General features: G+C 53.7%; 16 protein-coding genes. 11 read left to right on the plus strand and 5 right to left on the minus strand.

Annotated features, from left to right (window positions below):
• The first annotated feature begins 23 nt into the window (after positions 1-23).
• The 7 genes from ptrA (at position 24) to C7K55_RS13340 (ending at position 5311) form a co-directional block, all read left to right on the plus strand.
• The gene (ptrA, locus tag C7K55_RS12280; protein ID WP_106633013.1) at positions 24-671 is read left to right on the plus strand and encodes a Crp/Fnr family transcriptional regulator PtrA; all 648 of its coding nucleotides are present in this window, start codon (positions 24-26) and stop codon (positions 669-671) included.
• On the plus strand, positions 668-1363 hold the full coding sequence (locus C7K55_RS12285) for a winged helix-turn-helix domain-containing protein (RefSeq protein ID WP_106633014.1): 696 nt from the start codon (positions 668-670) through the stop codon (positions 1361-1363). Before ptrA ends, C7K55_RS12285 begins: the two co-directional genes overlap by 4 nt.
• A gap of 43 nt (positions 1364-1406) precedes the next feature.
• Positions 1407-2099 carry a response regulator transcription factor gene (locus tag C7K55_RS12290; RefSeq protein WP_106633028.1) on the plus strand — a complete coding sequence of 231 codons (693 nt, stop codon included), beginning with the start codon at positions 1407-1409 and terminating at the stop codon, positions 2097-2099.
• 46 nt (positions 2100-2145) lie between these two features.
• Positions 2146-3246, plus strand: a complete 1101-nt coding sequence (locus tag C7K55_RS12295) for a sensor histidine kinase (RefSeq protein ID WP_241518356.1) — start codon at positions 2146-2148, stop codon at positions 3244-3246.
• 33 nt (positions 3247-3279) lie between these two features.
• Complete coding sequence (locus tag C7K55_RS12300; protein WP_106633015.1) at positions 3280-3537, plus strand: hypothetical protein; 258 nt, start codon at positions 3280-3282, stop codon at positions 3535-3537.
• Between the two features lie 272 nt (positions 3538-3809).
• Positions 3810-4490, plus strand: a complete 681-nt coding sequence (locus C7K55_RS12305; RefSeq protein WP_193486327.1) for a Coq4 family protein — start codon at positions 3810-3812, stop codon at positions 4488-4490.
• A gap of 509 nt (positions 4491-4999) precedes the next feature.
• Positions 5000-5311: a hypothetical protein gene (locus C7K55_RS13340; RefSeq protein ID WP_127432035.1), complete on the plus strand. Its 312-nt coding sequence runs from the start codon at positions 5000-5002 to the stop codon at positions 5309-5311.
• Between the two features lie 125 nt (positions 5312-5436).
• On the opposite strand, the gene C7K55_RS12320 is transcribed toward C7K55_RS13340, so the two are convergent.
• The gene (locus tag C7K55_RS12320) at positions 5437-5880 is read right to left on the minus strand and encodes an EamA family transporter (RefSeq protein ID WP_106633018.1); all 444 of its coding nucleotides are present in this window, start codon (positions 5878-5880) and stop codon (positions 5437-5439) included.
• Between the two features lie 120 nt (positions 5881-6000).
• A complete protein-coding gene (locus tag C7K55_RS12325) occupies positions 6001-6699 on the minus strand; it encodes a cupin domain-containing protein (protein ID WP_106633019.1) in 699 nt (232 codons plus the stop codon).
• Between the two features lie 299 nt (positions 6700-6998).
• On the opposite strand from C7K55_RS12325, the gene C7K55_RS12330 reads away from it, so the two are divergent.
• The 3 genes from C7K55_RS12330 to C7K55_RS13345 all read left to right on the plus strand — a co-directional run bounded on the left by C7K55_RS12330 (position 6999) and on the right by C7K55_RS13345 (position 8541).
• Positions 6999-7457: a hypothetical protein gene (locus C7K55_RS12330; protein ID WP_241518357.1), complete on the plus strand. Its 459-nt coding sequence runs from the start codon at positions 6999-7001 to the stop codon at positions 7455-7457.
• Between the two features lie 261 nt (positions 7458-7718).
• Positions 7719-7982, plus strand: a complete 264-nt coding sequence (locus C7K55_RS14250) for a transposase (RefSeq protein WP_390623287.1) — start codon at positions 7719-7721, stop codon at positions 7980-7982.
• Between the two features lie 202 nt (positions 7983-8184).
• Positions 8185-8541, plus strand: a complete 357-nt coding sequence (locus C7K55_RS13345; protein ID WP_153062464.1) for a hypothetical protein — start codon at positions 8185-8187, stop codon at positions 8539-8541.
• A 922-nt stretch (positions 8542-9463) separates the two neighbouring features.
• Here C7K55_RS13345 and C7K55_RS13180 read toward each other — a convergent pair.
• A complete protein-coding gene (locus tag C7K55_RS13180; RefSeq protein ID WP_127432037.1) occupies positions 9464-11293 on the minus strand; it encodes a calcium-binding protein in 1830 nt (609 codons plus the stop codon).
• A 147-nt stretch (positions 11294-11440) separates the two neighbouring features.
• Entirely contained in the window at positions 11441-13204 is a 1764-nt protein-coding gene (locus C7K55_RS13185; protein WP_161956170.1) for a tetratricopeptide repeat protein, read from the minus strand.
• A 737-nt stretch (positions 13205-13941) separates the two neighbouring features.
• On the opposite strand from C7K55_RS13185, the gene C7K55_RS12340 reads away from it, so the two are divergent.
• A complete protein-coding gene (locus C7K55_RS12340) occupies positions 13942-14676 on the plus strand; it encodes a tetratricopeptide repeat protein (RefSeq protein ID WP_106633021.1) in 735 nt (244 codons plus the stop codon).
• Between the two features lie 142 nt (positions 14677-14818).
• Here the strand turns inward: C7K55_RS12340 and C7K55_RS12345 are convergent.
• A partial coding sequence (locus tag C7K55_RS12345) for a tetratricopeptide repeat protein (RefSeq protein WP_106633022.1) occupies positions 14819-16621 on the minus strand: 1803 nt, incomplete at its 5' end.

The following is a 16621-nucleotide window of genomic DNA, read 5'->3' on the forward strand; positions in this document are numbered from 1 at the left end:
CCAGCCCACTGGCTTGCTCCTCGATGGTGTTCACGCCCTCTCTTCAGCCGGGTCGCAGCGATAGCTTCCGCGATCTGCTTGAGACCAGCTATGAGAAGCGCAGTTTGGTGCACCTTGCGGCGGGAAGCCAGGTGCCCCTGCTTAAGCGCAGCGTTTGGCTGGTTGTGCGGGGCATGGTGAAACTCACCGCGATTTCGATCCATGGTGATGAGTTGCTGCTTGGGTTAGCCGGCCCTAACGAGCCCTTCGGCGATCCCCTCACCAATGTTGAGGCCTATGCGGCCAACACCTTGGTAGATAGCGACCTGCTCTGCGTCAGCTGCGAAGAAATTCAGCGCTCACCCAATCTGGCTATGGGCCTGCTTCAGGGCATGGCCTCTCGCTACCGCCAAAGTGAGGCCCTGCTTGCCCTGCTCGGCCTGCGCCGCATCGAAGATCGGGTGCGCGGGTTCCTTGAGTTGCTCGCTAACGACTACGGCCAGCCCTGTGAACAGGGTCTGCGCCTTCAGGTGAAGCTCACCCACCAGGAGCTGGCCAGCACCCTCAGCACCACCCGGGTCACCGTTACCCGGATTCTCGGCGCCCTGCGCGATGAGGGCTGGCTGCACATCGATAGCCAGCGGCGACTGGTGGTGAGCCATCTCCCCCAGCAGCGCAACCAGCATCGATGAATCAGCCGTCCATACGGCTGTTGCTCGTTTACTCCGACTGCACCGCAGCCACCTGCCTGCATCAAAAGCTTGGCGATGAGGGCTACGAAGTAACCGTTTGCACTGATGCAGAGCAGGCGACCTCCAAGTTGGGGCCAAGTTTCAACTGGGATTTGCTTGTGCTGGATGGCAGCCTGGGCGAAGCTGCCCGACAGCTGTGCCGCCAGGTACGCACGGCCCGCACGCCGATTCCTGTGCTGCTGCTATGCCCTGGAGTCTCCGAGACCGACCGGGTACGTGGCCTCGAAGACGGCGCCGATGACGTCCTTCCCAGTCCCTTTGGACTGGCGGAATGCCTGGCCCGCTGCCGTGCCCTGGTGCGCCGCCACCAACTCGGCTCGGAAAGCTCGCTTTCCTTGCGCTGCGGCCGGGTTTCCATGCTTGTGGAGGAACACCGGGTGTGCCGCGATGGTGCCGAGGTGAGCCTGTCGCCACGGGAATTTCGACTACTTCACTTCTTTTTGAAGCATCCCCGCCGCATCTGGAGTCGCGATGAGCTGCTGGCTCGGGTGTGGGGAGAAAGCGAGGCCGTGGAGCTCGATCCCAAGACCGTGGATGTGCATATCCGCTGGCTGCGCCTCAAGTTGGAAGAGAATCCCGCCCAACCCAGCTTGATCACCACGGTTCGCGGCCAGGGTTACCGCTGTGGTTAAAGCAACGTTCTGGGGGGTTGAGCTGGCCGGCGAGAATGGCGACATGCAGCCTTCCTTGCTCGTAGTCGAAGACGACGAAACGATTCGCGAAACGATTCGCGAAGCCCTGGAGCTGGAGGGGTTCAGCGTCCAGGCCTGTGGCAATGGCCGCGACGCCCTGCAAATGCTGCAGCAGGCGCCCGATGGCCAACAATTTTCCCTGGTGGTGCTGGATTTGATGCTGCCGGGAATGGGTGGGCTGGATGTTTGCCGGCAGCTACGACAACACAGCAACCAAACGCCGATCCTGGTGGTAAGTGCCCGTGACACCGAAACCGACCGGGTGCTGGGGCTCGAGGTGGGTGCCGACGACTACCTGGTCAAACCTTTTGGCATGCGGGAGTTGGTGGCCAGGTGCCGGGCCCTGCTGCGGCGCTCATCTAGCCAGACCAGCCGGGCCAAGGTGCTGGAGCACGCCAACCTCTGCATCTACCAGGACGAATGCCGGGTAACGCGGGACGGAGTGGAGGTAAACCTATCGCCAAAGGAATATCGATTACTGGAGCTGTTTATGCAAAATCCAAGGCAGGTCTGGAGCCGCGATCAGCTGCTGGAGCAGCTCTGGGGTATCGACTACATCGGCGACAGCAAAACCGTTGATGTGCACATCCGCTGGTTGCGGGAGAAGTTGGAGGAGAGTCCATCAGCCCCGGTGCATCTGATTACGGTCCGTGGTTTTGGTTATCGCTTTGGCTAGAGCCCTTGAGCTGCTGCTCGCGTTGAGTCTGGGGATAGGGCTAGGAGTGCTTGCCAGCCCACATATCAGCCTTGGAGTGGCCTCCTGGCGGCGTCGAGCTGGCCTGAACCGCTCCCTGCCCCCAGCCCGGCAGCTGCTGAGCTGGATGGATTCCGCCGCCATTGGCTGGATCCTCCTGGATCGCCAGGGCCTGATCGGCCATATCAACCCAAGGGCTGAGCGGATCTTGCAGCTTGATGCCGGCCGCCTGTTGCTCAGCCAGCCCTTCGGTGATGTCTGCCCAGATCCAGACCTAGCCAGCAGCATCCGCATCGCCCGCCGCCAGGATCGGCCCCAGCGGCTGGAATTGCACTCCGGCGGCCATGACCTAGACGCCATGGTGGTGCCGGGACGAGATGGCTGGTTGGTGGTGCAACTGCAGAGCCGCCGCTCCCTTGATGCCCAGCTCGAGCAGCAGGAGCGCTGGGTTAGTGATGTGGCCCATGAATTGAAAACCCCCCTCACCGCCCTGCTGCTGGTGGGCGACAGCCTCGCTGCCCAGGTAAATAGCCAGAATGCGCGACTGGTGGAGCGTCTGCAGCGGGAATTGCTGCGGCTGCAGGAGCTGGTGGGCGACCTACTTGAGCTTTCCCGTCTCGAAAATACCCTGCCCGGGACGGCCTCACGGGCCATGGTGGTGGATTTGCCCCAGCTGGTGGAGCAGGTATGGACCAGCGTGCGGCCGCTGGCAGATCAACGCCAGATAGCTCTTGAGCTTGTTGCACCAGCACAGTTGCAGCTGAGCGGCGACAATTCCCGCCTGCACCGGGCCCTGCTCAACCTTTTTGATAACGCCCTGCGCTACAGCCCCGATGGTGGGGTGGTGCGGGTCAGCCTTGATCGCCGCGGTGAGTGGTGCCAGCTGAGCGTGGCTGATCAGGGACCCGGGCTTAGCGAAGAAGACCTAGCCCATATGTTTGAACGCTTTTACCGAGGTGATCCATCTCGGGCCCGAAGTAAACGGATCGGCAGTGGCTTGGGCTTATCGATCGTGCAGCAGATCGCCGTTACCCACGGCGGACGGATCCAGGCCAGCAACCATGCTGAAGGCGGCGCCGTGCTTGAGATGATCCTGCCGGGCGTAGTCGACACCGTCAGCCCTGGCTAGATTGGTCAGGTATTAGGACAAGCGCTTGAGGCCATGCATTTTTGGGCTCCCGAGATTGATCCATCCCATCCGATGGACTGCACCCAGGCTGAGCGATATGCCCTGAAGCGACTTAGCGATGGCACATTTCTGGCCATTGCCGGCGAGGATCAGCGACTCGTCGATGTTGATAGCACTTCTGATGCCTTCCTTTTTCATACCCACGAAGCTGCCCTGCGAGCCGCCACTGAGCTGAATCGCGGCGGCCGCGGTCCGTTAGATGTGGTGAAGATTGAGTGGGAGCCAGCCTGAGCGCCTCAGGGATCATGGCGAAGGCCACCAGAAGGCCAGCTCTAGGGATATCGTTACCAGCATCTTGGCGTTCCTACTGGCCGGACGACTTAGCGCAAAGCGGCCACTCTGGAAACGGAGATTATCTTTCACGAGATGGAATGATCTCGAATGTTGAATATAATTGATCGGTTCGTGTTCGTATGAATCCTTTAGCCTTTTGTCCACTGCTCCACCACTGGCTCGTGAAGGTGGAAAGTATCAGTCATACTTGAGGCAGTTGATATTGGTTTGTGTCGCGGTTTGGTGAGCTGCTGCGGGCGGCCAACAACCTCAAACTGCTTGCCGCGATAGGTCGCAGTGGCGGCGATCTGAACTCGATAGCCGATCTGCTCGACAACATGATCGATAGCCCCCAGATGGTCGATTCGATAAGGCGCTTTAAAGCGGTGGCTGGTGGTGCAGAAATGCTCGAGCAGCGCTATCCGCCGCTGCAGCCCGACATCGAGCGGCTGATCCAGCTTCCAGTGGGGAGCTTGGGCCGCAGCTACGCCGAGCTGATCCGCAGGCTCAACTACGACCCGGAATTTTTCCGGCCGCGCCCGATTGATAGCGAGGCCCAATGGCTCACCCAACGGGTAGCCACCACCCACGACATCCACCATGTGGTGGCTGGCTTTGGCACCTCAGCAGCAGGCGAAAGCGGCGTGCTGGCGATCACCGCCGCTCAAATCGGCTTTCCCGCCTATGTGCTGCTCACCACCGCCGGCCAACTAGCAAGCTTCCGCCTTCAGCTGCAGCGCTATGAGGAACTAGCCCAGGCGGTGGCTCACGGCATGGCGATCGGCCATCAGGCCCACTGCTTGATGGCGGCCCGGTGGGAGGAGGGCTGGGAGCGGTCCATTAGCGATTGGCGCCTGGAGCTGGGAATAAATGATCCGGCTGATGGCGCGGCCTATGGATTGGCTGCCTAAAAATGAGGCTTATGGCCCCTCCAGCGGAACCACTGAGTCAGCTGCTTCTGTTTGATCCCCCTGACATCAGGCTCCATTGCCTTTGCGCTGCGCCAGTTTTGTAGAGGAGCGCTCTGAAGCAACCCCGAGCGCCCCCACTTAATATCTCCATGTCAACCGAAAAATTGGGTCTCAGGCCCATCGAGCCTGAAGCGCACCTGGACAAGGCAGATCCTTCTTCCATTTTGTACGGCGCTCCCGCTGGTGCGATGCAGCCAGATCAGGACTACCGGCTTCTTGAGCACTCTTATCGCAACTCACCTGAATACGCAGCGATGGTGGAGCGCTATCCCCTACTACGGAGCTTGATATCAGCCTGCGTTTCTTCTGAACTGGTTGGTCATCCGCTAGTAATAGCTTGCGTGGAGGAGCCTACTCTGACGCTTCAGTGGGATCGTAGCCACGGTGAATAATGTTTTGGTAATCCTCTCCATGGTCTATGCTGCACTACTCACTTAGTATCTAAGAGAATGTCTGAGATCGAGGAAATCAATAAGCTTGTCACTTTTGGACTTGTAGACGGCAAGCTTCGTATTCTCCAAGTCAATGCAAATGTCTGGGGGGACGTTACCGGTAGCATTCAGGGCAGTGTTCGCGGTGATATACATGGAGACGTTGAAGGAAGTGTAGAAGGATATGTCGGACGCGATGTTGGTGCAAATGTTGGCCGCCATGTTTTAGGTAATGTTAATGGCAATGTAGAGGGAAGCGTTTGGGGTGACATTAAGGGCGATGTATGGGGTAACGTCTTTGGAAAAGTTGAGGGAAGCGCTGAAGAGTAGCGCTGCACTCTCTTGGGTTGTGATGTCACCAGCGTATTTGGGCATCAGGAAATGATGAGTTAAATTTTTGCAGTTTGGTGGCTCACAAGATGGGCTACGGCTAGTAATATCATCTATTTTGGAATCTATTCGGCTAGCGATAACAGCAATCCTCCTCCGGCGATGAGCAGGAGTCCTGTCCAGCTAGTAGCTGAAGGGCGTTCGCCAAGAAAGGCGAATCCGATAAGAGCTACTAACAACAAGCTGAGGCGGTCAATGGGCACCACTAATGATGCATCTCCCTGTTTCAAGGCCCTAAAAAAGCAGAACGAAGACAGTCCGCTGGCTATGCCGGAAAGGGTTATGAATACCCAAGTCTGTTGTGATAGTTCAAATGGATTGCTCCATTTGCCGGTTGCAATGATTAGCAACGGCAAGAATATTGAAACGACCACTGTGCGGATAAGGGTAGCTAGGTCGGCCTCAATGTTTTCAAGTCCTACTTTGCCGAGTACGGCAGAAGCGCTAGCAAAAATTGCTGATAAAAAAGCCCATGTAAACCAAAGGGGTAGGGCTGGAAACGGGCTCATTTGAATCTATTACCCGTATCGGTCATGATGGTTTCATTCTAGCCAAGTATCTCTGTTGAACTGTGAGCAATCAAACCCGCAATGTTATGCAGCGTGCCTGCCCCGGTCTCAGGAAGGAAGTCACCTCTTTGATTCGTGCATTAGGGGGCTCTGCGGAGCCATCGTCTCCGATAGATGGCCGATTTTAACCCAGATCGTGCAACCGGATTCGCTCCATGGCCTGTGTACGCTGCCGGGCGGATTGCGCAGCCAGCTGCCAGCCGGATAGGTGCCATGTTCGTCATTGAATACGCCTGCGAGCACCAGAATCTCCTCCCCACCTGGATGGCTGTGGGTCTGAAACACCGTTCCCGCTGCCCATCTCACTAGGGCTAGGTGTTCAGAGCCAAAGGCGTGCAGCGGCAGCACATCCAACCCCATGACCAGTCCTGGAAGCCAGGCTTCTTTATTGGTGTTTATCACCAGCTGCTGCTGATCTGCCGGGTGCATCTGGTGCAGCTTGACCAGGATGGTGCAGCCCACCACGCTGAATGGAGCATGGCTGGAGCCAGCGGGGTTGCGCAGGTAGGTGCCGGCTGGGTAGTCGCCTTGTTCATCTGAGAAAGTGCCCTCCAGCACCAGGATCTCTTCGCCGCCGCCATGAAGATGGCGCTCGAAGTGGCTGCCTGGGGAATAGCGCACGATCGAGGTTGCCCTGGCTACCTCGCCGCCCTTGCGATCAAGTAGGCGCCGCTCCACCCCCGCCATAGGTGTTTGGTTCCAATTGAGAGCATTGGTGTCGAGCACCGCCCGCTGACTGAGGTCTGCATGGAGCTCCATAAGTTGGGTTCTGGCCCCTAAAGGTTGAAACTAGTCGCTAGTGGCGCAGTCTTCTAGTCCAGTCGCGCTGCTGGTGACGTGACTCCCCTGCCTGCTTATGTCCTACCATGGCCCACCTGTAGCCCGGTGATGGTGACATCGTGAGCCCTATCTGGAATCCTTCTTGACTGAAATACAACGGTTGCTGAGGCTTGCAAATCCCTTGATTTTCGAGGCGCCCACAAGGGGATCCCACTTCTACTCACTGATTCACCAAAACGGATCTTATTCTGTTTGTGCTTGCTTCTGGCCAGAGAGGCGTGACCGTTGCCAGCCGCTTCAAGCCGACGTTTGATGACGATGCGCCCATTAACTGCCAAAGTGAATCGCACCTGACTGCCATAAGGGAAAGGAAATTGCGCAGAGAGATTGTTGCCATTGCCCTGAGCTTGTTGATGCTGTTGACGGCGCCAAGCGCATATGCCAGCAGTGGCGCCGCGCAGCATTTCCTCTGTGAGGGCGACTCGCTGGATGCAATCGCCTTCAAAGGGTCTGTGGATGCTGTAGACATCCCCAATAGCAACGACGACACATTGCCTGGAGCCTTCATGGTGCTGCGCTGGCGCGAACTCAGTCTGCAATTACCACGTACCAACAATGCAGGGATTGCTAGTTACTCCGATGGGCGCTGGTGGTGGCAGGCCCTTGATCCAGATCACCCGGAATTCGCACAATTGCGCGGAAATGCTGAGCACTACAGCTGCGAACGCGAGCATTGACAACAACTGGCTAAAGGTGCCTGCCCACCAGAGCCGGGGGCTGGTTGCCTGCTCGGGAACGCTATGGCTTGAGTCTTCATTTCGTGCGCTCCACCCGAGTGGGGCGGGTGGGCACGGGCGCAGATCTTGTAAACCGCGGGGACCGCTCTAGGGAGAGCCTTCAATACCAGGGGAGGAGCGGCTTCAGAAGCACGGTGGCATCGTTTCGGCCGCCCGGTGTCAACTATGTAGGCGGGCGCGCCTATCTAATTGTCGCCATGCATGACGTGGACCCCAGAAACTGAACCAGCCCTAATCAGAGCTTCCCTACCGGCCAGAAATTGCCAGGAGAAGCGCCATGAAAGTCAAACGCCAAAGCCCCGAGCAGATCACCCGCAAGTGCGGACCGCTGAGCAGCTCTTGAACCAGTGCCAGGCCGTTGCTGACGTCTGCCGAGCCCTGGAGGTTTCTCTGGCGACTTACCACCGCTGGCAGCATCTGTACGGGGTAATGAAAGCCACCGTGGCCAAACGCCTCCATCCGTAAGGCTTCTCAGAAGTGGGCAGCCCTATGCCTGCCGTGCAGTCGACCTGGCCCCTTGCACCCGGTCATCTGCGGAAACCTAAGACAAACAGCATGTTAAGTTTTGCGACCAACTTGGCAGGTTCCGCGAAATCGAATATGATCAGGGTTATATGGTTTAAAGCAAATGACTCAGATCTTTGTTCGCCTCCTTCGGTGCGGGTTTGTGCCCGTCATCCTGGCTGGCGCAGCTTCTTCGTCTTTTGCTCAGTCGTCTGTTGGTGGGTTGGTCAATGGACAATCGGAAACGGAGCAATTGCAGCTTCAAGAGATGAGCCGCACCAATCAAGCCAATATTAAGGCGCTTCAAGCGGATTCTCAATCGTTAACAAAAAATGCTGTGGGCGTGGGTTTCGTTATGGGCACTGGATTTACGGCGCTCCCCGCAGTTCAGCCTGCCTCAAGCTTCAACAACTACATTTGGTCAGATAATCAAGGGGTTTGGAAGTTGGATAAATTTGGCAAGCAGTGCGCCGTCTCTTCATCGTCATCATCATCGTCATCTTCAGATCCTTGCTCATAGTTTACAGATCCATCTTGATTATCCCTCCTGGAGCTTTGATTAGTGGTCCTGTATTTGTCTTAATCTTTTGAAGTTTTTTCAATCCCTTAAGTCTTGGGTCGATCTTATGTGTGGCTTCTGCTTTGCTCCGATGGGCTGATTTGATCGGATGTAATGATAGTCTTCATTTGTATGGGTGGTGTCAATGACCTTGCTTAAGGCTTCGTGCAACTAGTACTAGCGTTTCTCGGCTACGGTCTGATCGCATAATGAATATTCTAGGGGTGCATCATCGAATTAACAAGATAGCCAACGCTGGCATGCTCGCCTGATTGCTATTAGTTGGAAAATATATAAGTCAGCCATGGGTGTAGCCAGGATTCTGGGAAGTACGACAATGGCTCGCAAAGATTGAGGATCAGCAGCTTGTACTCAAACACTCTCCGATCTGGTTAGTGAGAATCGTTCCGTCTGCTCCTTGGCAAAGGATATGTACGTGAGCGCAAGAGCAATACAGGGCACAAACGGATTGATTAGCTGATTCTGATCAAGATTCTCATTCTTCAGTAGCTTTTGTCCACAGCGATAAAGAGCTTGATTTCAGTTGAACAGTAGGCCCTCTTTTGAGGAGTTTGTCGGGCTTGGCGTAATGAACAGCATTCACTATGCTGTAAACTCGATTGTTCAGGGTGAGACTGCTCAAGGATGGAGTGATCGAGGACCTCTTCGAGATATTGTAGTCCCACGAATAAGCCGGGCCAAAGCTTTTAGTCAGCCTCAGCGTGAAGATCATTCAGCGGCAAACCGGAGTGACAGCTTTTTACCTGCTGAATGCTGGTTTTGACTTTAACAGGAGGCCCTAGCTAGCTAAAATCTTGAGATCTGAGAGACGATAACGACCAGGCATTCGTACTTCAGCCGGCAAGTGCTGGGGCTCGCGTGCTCAAAAGAAGCTCACATCCCCATTCGCTACTAATGCCGGACTTTTATCCTTATTAATGACAGCAAAAATACCACCCTCTCCAGAGCCGGCAAGACTTTCATTTTGGTTCCAATAGAGATAGCCGGTACTAGAATCGTAAACAATAGAAGTCTGCGTGCGTAAGGCTGTGGTCAATGCCGAGAAACCCCGAACGGAGGCAAATGTAAAGCCATTGGTCGACTCAATGCCAAGGGATTTAGCACCAATTTTAATCGTATCTTCTCCGGAAGTGAAATCAGATATGCGATCAGCCCTGGAAACCGAGAATGGGGATAGAGTAGAAAAGACAAACACGTCAGAACCGGAACCTCCGATCAAGGTATCTACGCCCCCGCCGCCATCGAGGACGTTATTGCCTATATTGCCTTGAATTAGATTGTTTAAACTATTGCCCGTGCCCGATATATTGGCGTCGCCAGCGAGAAGAAGAGTCTCAATATTGGCAGGCATTATGTAATCAGATGTGGCCCGAACTAGATCTTGGCCTTGAGCAATAAGCTCAACCACAGAATCTGAACTGCTGTCAACGACATAGTAGTCGTTACCCAGACCTCCTTCAAGAAGATCATCCCCCAGGCCGCCATCGAGATAATCGTTTCCTAAGCCACCAATAAGTCGGTCCGAACCCTCAGCCCCTGACAGGTAATCATCACCTATCAAGCCAGAAAGCGTATTATTTAGAGAATTACCACTGATACTGTTGGCAAGCTCATTTCCATTGACGGACACAGAGATACCGTCTTCAAGTATGGCGTTTTCTACATTCTTAGGCAATTTGAACAAGCCTAAGCCATTAATGCGAATATTTGCTGTATCATTTCCTTGATTGAAGCGCTCTTCAATGCTGTCTTCAAATGAATCAATGATGTATGTATCGTTGCCAATGCCGCCTACCAGGAAATCACCTCCACCACGTCCATCAAGAACATCATTGCCAGCAAGGCCGTAGAGGTAATTAACTAAATCATTTCCAGTAATTACATTGTCCATCGCATTGCCAGAACCCATAGTAGCAGAACCAACAAGCACCAGGTTCTCAACTTGATCCGGGAGTGTATAGGCAATGCCTGTGATGACAGTATCGCGACCCTCAGCCCTTAGCTCGATGACAGCATCGTCGGGGGAATCTATATAATAAATGTCGTCGCCTTTGCCCCCCAACATTATATCATTTCCAGGTCCGCCGTCAAGAGTATTGCTACCATTGTTGCCAACTAAAATATTTGCGGCAGAGTTTCCAGATACTCCAAGGTCAGCTGATCCCATGAGAACAACATTAGGCGGCGAATCCTCCGTCATCTCAACAGAAACGCTTGAGGGTACGGTCTCAGCTTCTGCAAGATTGTTTGAGATATAGTCGCGAATATTAGCCTGAGATTTTAACGTGCCTTCAAGATTGGACTTGATCACGGAGGCGGCGGGCTTTATGGGTTGCGGAATGACAGGCAGTGGTGGATCAAGCGACAGTCCCTTAAGAAATTTCTCATTAAAAATTACCAGTAGTCCCCTTGGTTGATCAGCAGTGTCTGCTCCGAAAAAGAAGGATGATGGGTTATCAGGGTCTTGATTGAAAATGCCTGACGTCTTAGCTAGGGAGCTATTATACACAAGGCTCCCAATCAGGATGTCTTGAGGACCCAGTGACCAGTCGCCATCTATATCATAGAAAACGAGTCCTAACTTGTCAATGCGAATGCGATCGTTCTTGTCAATATTTGTGCGCTTAAGAACAGCGCCATCAGCCAGATTGGTTCCATTCTTCGAATACCAGGTTCCAGAGAGAGTGGCCACCTTATTCTGTTAGGGTCTGTTTGTCTGCAATCATAGCCCCGATGGGGGTGGCACCGCAATGACGTCGACACATGCTTCGCAAATAGGCATTAAAATCCTTGGCGTCGCGCGTTGTTGCCAACGGCAGGGCGCAAGCAAGCTAGATTCTCAATGAGCCTGAATAATTCTGCTGGCCTCAGCAGCAAGTTCCAGCCAGTCCTGATCAACATTGCGCCGAAGCAACACTGTGCGCTGGTACCAGGGTGAAATTCCTCCAGATGCTCCCCAGCGCCAATTGCACAACGGGGGCAACATAACGATAGTAGGCACGCCAAGGCAGCCTGAAAGATGCGCTGGACCGCTGTCATCGGAAACCACATAATCACAGAGGCTCATGATTGCGGCTGTATGCTCAAAGCGCATCTCAGCAGTAATTTTTTGTTGTTGGTTAATAAAGCTGTCACGAAAACTGCATGTCAATAACTGTCTGGTACCAAATCCTTTTTGCAGGGACAATAAGCGGATTTTTGGCAATTCCGCTAAGGGGGCAAAGGCATCTAAGGGAATATCTGATTTATGGTATTCCGTGATTGCAGTAAGGGGAGATCCGCACCAGTTGATGCCAATAAGGCGCTCACCATGTTTGATATTAAGCAGCTGGCGCCAGTGTTCTATTAGCTCGTTATCAGCGCGTAAGTGCGGATGAGCCAGCTCGGGAAACTCTTGACAAGTACCATAAACTGCGGGAGCAGAGAGCATTGGCAACACGACCTCGTCCTGCTTTAAGTCATGCTTTAGATCTTGCATCATTTGTACTGGAATTCTGTCTCCCAGGGATATGCGTAGAAGTGCGAGGAGAGGAGGGGGCACAAACAGCCTTACGTTCATCTTTTTGAATTCTTTAAGCCATATTGCGTAACGCGAAAACAGAAGGGTGTCTCCAAGCGTGCAACCAGAAATTAGTGCAATATTTCGGGAGGGCCCATGTTTAGGAACTGTTGTAGTGGAAGGACTGGACGTAGGAGGATGCCATTGATATTCGATGAATCCCTCATGCAGGCGATTCTGCAAAAGCAGGATTTCTCCTAGTAGCCTATGAATCTCTGCGCGAAATGGCTCCGCCTTCTTCGCCACCTCGAGGCACTCTTGGGACGTCTCTAATAATCCCTGCTGGAAGAATAGCCTTGATAAAAGCCTGTTTATCAAATTCCATTGAGAGGTTGCCACGGCCCGAGAAAGGGCCCGCTGAGCAAGATCCAATGCCTTCTTTATCCTGCCTCTGCGTTGGCATTCATAAGCCTGAATAGTTAGAATAATTGGGTTGTCAGGATTCCCGGGGCTAGCCATATTGGCTATGCGAAAAGCATCATCAACAGATCCAAGTTCAAATGAACACCAACTGGCCTGGATCAGAAGCTCAGCAGTCTGCGGTTCTTGTTGAAGTCTATTGAGAAGTAACGGCATCGCATCCGCGAAACGAGTCCGCTCCAGCAAAAGTGAGCTTGCTCGGCGCAGGGCTTCCGGCTGAGTGGGCTCAAGTTCAAGAACATCTAGATATCGCTGAAGTGCAAGATCTAGCCAAGAAAATTGTTCGGCTTTAAGGGCCTGCGCCAGCCTTTCATGAGCCTGGGATGGAGTAGTGGAAAGCCATCGTTGATACCAACGCTCAGCCTCGCTATAGTCATTCCGCCGTTCGTAGATGTTGCCCAAATCTCTGAAGACTTCGGGACAAGGAGACTGAGCTTGGGCCAATAGGCGCAAAATAGGCTCAGCTTTTAGTTCTAGAGCTTTGCGAGGAAGCGGTTCAACATGTTGATTGTGAAGCTGGTATTGACCTTTACGCAGCCTCCCAGAACTGGATGATGAACCAGATATCTTCCGCCCAAAGCCCCCTGAGAAACGGTTTTGTTGGTGACCTTCTTGCTCTGTCACGACAGGAAATGTTGAGCTTTGCGGGTGGTCCCATGCTGGCGCCACCTATCCTCAAGTAGATCTTACTTCCCCATGGGGAGCCGGCGGTCAGCTGCGTCCCATATTCGCTGCGAGGATGTTGGTATTATTTTTCGCGGTCTGTTGTTAAACTTCACAAGTTCGTCGCTTCGCAGTAAGTCTGGTATTCCCGCAGTTTGGTGGACATGCGATAGGAGAAACGCCATGACCACGAGACTGAGGATTGATGACCACTTCGGTCAACCCAATCCTCGCCCGCCGGCGACTTACGGACCAGCAGAGGGAGGAGGCTGTGGGCTGGCTGCCCGCTAAATCTCATTACTGGGATTCCAACGATTCTCTGCTGATGTCTTTTCGCCAAACGGAAACAAGAAATCCTCAAACGTGAGCTGAAGATGCTTCTCCAGCGACACCCCGGCCGTGCGTCAGGTAGGTGAGGTGCTGTTGGAGCACTACACGCAATGCTAGATCAAGGAACAGCTCACACATCGGCAGCAAAGAATCAGGTAATGTCAGCGACTCCGAACCAATCCAGGCGAACGCCTTGGCAAGTCAGTCGTCTGGGTTAATCATAAAACCACGAGGCATAAATCCACCTCGCAAGTGACAGGGGGTGTCATCCGCCCCTGATCGCTCTCAGATCAGGGTAATCGTGCCTTGATTTGACACCACTTAAAGGGACGCGGGCTGTTAAAATCCAAATAGTTACACTTTTGAGCATGTTTTTGATCGACTTCCCAAAGCTTGCGTCAAGCCGATCCTTGCAGAAGAAGCGATCCATTCTTAAGCTGAGTTTCTTAGCGCGGCAGATTTTACCCTTGGTAGCGATCGCCTGCACCGTCATGATTGGGGGCGCTTACAAAGCAATCGCTGGGCCACCGTCCCCATCCATTTCCGAAATCATTAAGCAGGGACGATTAAAACTCAATCGCGGACAGCCCGAACAGGCGCTACTGGATGCACGCACGGCCATCGAGCTGAATAGCAATGTAGCCGAAGCCTACTTTCTTCTTGGACGCTCACAGCAGGATATTGGCCTGAAATCTGATGCTCTCTCATCATATAGCAAGGCTATCGAGCTTGATCCGCGTTACGTCTCTGCATATTCCAACAGGGGTCTGGTCAAGGGTAGTTTGGGTGATATGAAAGGTGCCATCAAAGATTTTGATCGTGCTATTGAAGTAGATAAAAGTTTTGCGGTAGCTTACTTAAATCGCGGCGTTGCTTTTGGAGCCATGGGAAATGCTCGGGCTGCACTAGCTGATTTCAATTCGGCAATAAGAGTAAATCCAAAGTATACAGACGCCTATCAAAACCGCGGTATCGCTAAAGAACTGATGGGCGATATCAAGGGAGCTTGTACTGATTGGAAGCTGGCGGCTGCTATGGGTTCGGTTGAATCACGATCTTGGCATGCTAAGCAGTGTATGCGCATTCTTGAGACAGCAAAATAGTGATTTTTTCTGTCAAAGCATTGCGACAAGCGGCTCGCATTTAAAGCATGGTCATTGAATTTTCTTGGTACTAATTGTCGCACGCTCTGCGTATTAATTTGTCATCTTCAAAGCATTTAGAATTGCTTGTATCCTAATTTGCTCAACGAGAGCATTGTGCTCCAGCCCATGCAAAAGCATCAGCATCTCCGAGGGTTGCAGCTTTGCGCCAATCGCGACAGGCTGATGGGATATTGCCCACTGCTTCAAGCGCTATTCCCCGGTTTGCGTAAGCCGATGCATAGCTAGGATTGAGCTCAATAGCCTTTGAGTAAGACGCAATTGCGCCAGTAAGATCCTTGGCTTTGTATCTAGCTGCACCAAGGTTGTTGTGCGCAGCTGAATAGGTTGGGCTGAGTTCTACTGCTTTTTCAAAGTCCCTTATGGCTGACTGGAGATCGTTGAGGGCTGATTTGGCTAGGCCGCGATTATTGTAGACATTTGACTGTGATGAATTGATCGCTAGTGATGCATCGTAATCGGAAATGGCGCCTTTGGGGTCGCCTTGATCATCCCTGAGCCTGGCACGCCTGTAGTAAGCTGCTGCGTGTCTTGGTAGCACTTGAATAATTCTTGAAAGGTCTGCAACTGCTTCCGCTTTGTAACCTGACTCCTCTTTCAGCACCGCTCGCACGTAGAGAGCCTCGGTGTTGGCAGGATTATATGCAATGACCTGCCCGTAGTCCTTAACGGCACTCTCCTTGTCGCCGAGCTCAGCACGCAGCGCCCCTCTCTTCAGAAGCGCTGCTTCAAACTTAGGATTCAATTCGATAGCACGGTCCAGGTCCAACAGAGCCATTTGCTTATCGCCCAGTAAATCCTTAACTTGGGATCTTGCCAAAAAATTGCCGGGATCGGAAGGATTCAACTGGATTGCCCGATCCAGATCATCGCCGGCTCCCTTAACATCGCCACCCATGAGCCGAGACTTGGCACGACCAGTAAAGAGAAGAGAATCCTCAGGCCTAGTAGCCATGGCGAGCGTAAACTCCTTTGCAGCTTGCCTAAATTCTCCCTTGAGGAGAAATAGGTTTGCTGTGCTACTTGAGGAATTATTGTTTGATGCTTCCAGGTCAGGGCTCGAGGTTGCAGGAGCGATTAAACGATCAAGCGAGACATCTGAGGCATTGTCAAGAGGAAGTCTTCCAAGCGCAAGCTTTCTGACGCCTGTCATTCCTGGGATGGCAATGACTGGGGACGATGAATTTCTTTTACCCCCACGGGTCTCAGCCGGTAAAGATATTTTTGGCTGATTTCCAGTCAGGGAAGCAGTGGAGGCTTTTTGTAAGGCCGACCTGATCTGAGTTTTCACATCTTCAATCTTAGCTGCAATTGATAGTTTCTGCTGCTCAGCTAGCTGCTGTAATTGTGCCAGGTCATTCTGTCTTTTCGATGCAACGAGAAGTTGTTGCTCGAGGGCGACACGCTCGGCCTCGGCTAGACGCTGCTGCTCCAGCCGTTGGTTTTCAGCCTGGCGCTCTGTTGCGATGCGCTCCTGCTCGAGCTGCTGCTTGGCCTGCTGCTCTAGAGCGACACGCTTGGCCTCGGCTAGACGCTGCTGCTCGAGCCGCGCTGCGGCCAGCCGCTGCGCGGCAGCCTTGCGTTCTGTGGCGATGCGCTCCTGCTTGGCCTGCTGCTCGAGGGCGACACGCTTGGCCTCGGCTAGACGCTGCTGCTCGAGCCGCGCTGCGGCCAGCCGCTGGGTTTCAGCCTGGCGCTCAGTGGCGATGCGCTCCTGCTCGAGCTGCTGCTCGAGGGCGACACGCTTGGCCTCGGTTAGACGCTGCTGCTCGAGCCGCGCTGCGGCCAGCCGCTGGGTTTCAGCCTTGCGTTCTGTGGCGATGCGCTCCTGCTCGAGCTGCTGCTTGGGGTGCTCACCGACGGCGTCGGGTTGAGCCTCGTGCGC

Origin of the sequence: Cyanobium usitatum str. Tous (assembly GCF_003011885.1) — a bacterium.
GTDB classification, from domain to species: Bacteria; Cyanobacteriota; Cyanobacteriia; order PCC-6307; family Cyanobiaceae; genus Cyanobium_A; species Cyanobium_A usitatum.

What these genes read in the sequence shown, in the direction of transcription:
- ptrA (WP_106633013.1), top strand. Translation starts at nt 24, where the DNA reads ATGGTGTTCACGCCCTCTCTTCAGCCGGGTCGCAGCGATAGCTTCCGC.
- C7K55_RS12285 (WP_106633014.1), top strand. Translation starts at nt 668, where the DNA reads ATGAATCAGCCGTCCATACGGCTGTTGCTCGTTTACTCCGACTGCACC.
- C7K55_RS12290 (WP_106633028.1), top strand. Translation starts at nt 1,407, where the DNA reads ATGCAGCCTTCCTTGCTCGTAGTCGAAGACGACGAAACGATTCGCGAA.
- C7K55_RS12300 (WP_106633015.1), top strand. Translation starts at nt 3,280, where the DNA reads ATGCATTTTTGGGCTCCCGAGATTGATCCATCCCATCCGATGGACTGC.
- C7K55_RS13340 (WP_127432035.1), top strand. Translation starts at nt 5,000, where the DNA reads ATGTCTGAGATCGAGGAAATCAATAAGCTTGTCACTTTTGGACTTGTA.
- C7K55_RS12320 (WP_106633018.1), bottom strand. Translation starts at nt 5,880, where the DNA reads ATGAGCCCGTTTCCAGCCCTACCCCTTTGGTTTACATGGGCTTTTTTA.
- C7K55_RS12325 (WP_106633019.1), bottom strand. Translation starts at nt 6,699, where the DNA reads ATGGAGCTCCATGCAGACCTCAGTCAGCGGGCGGTGCTCGACACCAAT.
- C7K55_RS14250 (WP_390623287.1), top strand. Translation starts at nt 7,719, where the DNA reads ATGACGTGGACCCCAGAAACTGAACCAGCCCTAATCAGAGCTTCCCTA.
- C7K55_RS12340 (WP_106633021.1), top strand. Translation starts at nt 13,942, where the DNA reads ATGTTTTTGATCGACTTCCCAAAGCTTGCGTCAAGCCGATCCTTGCAG.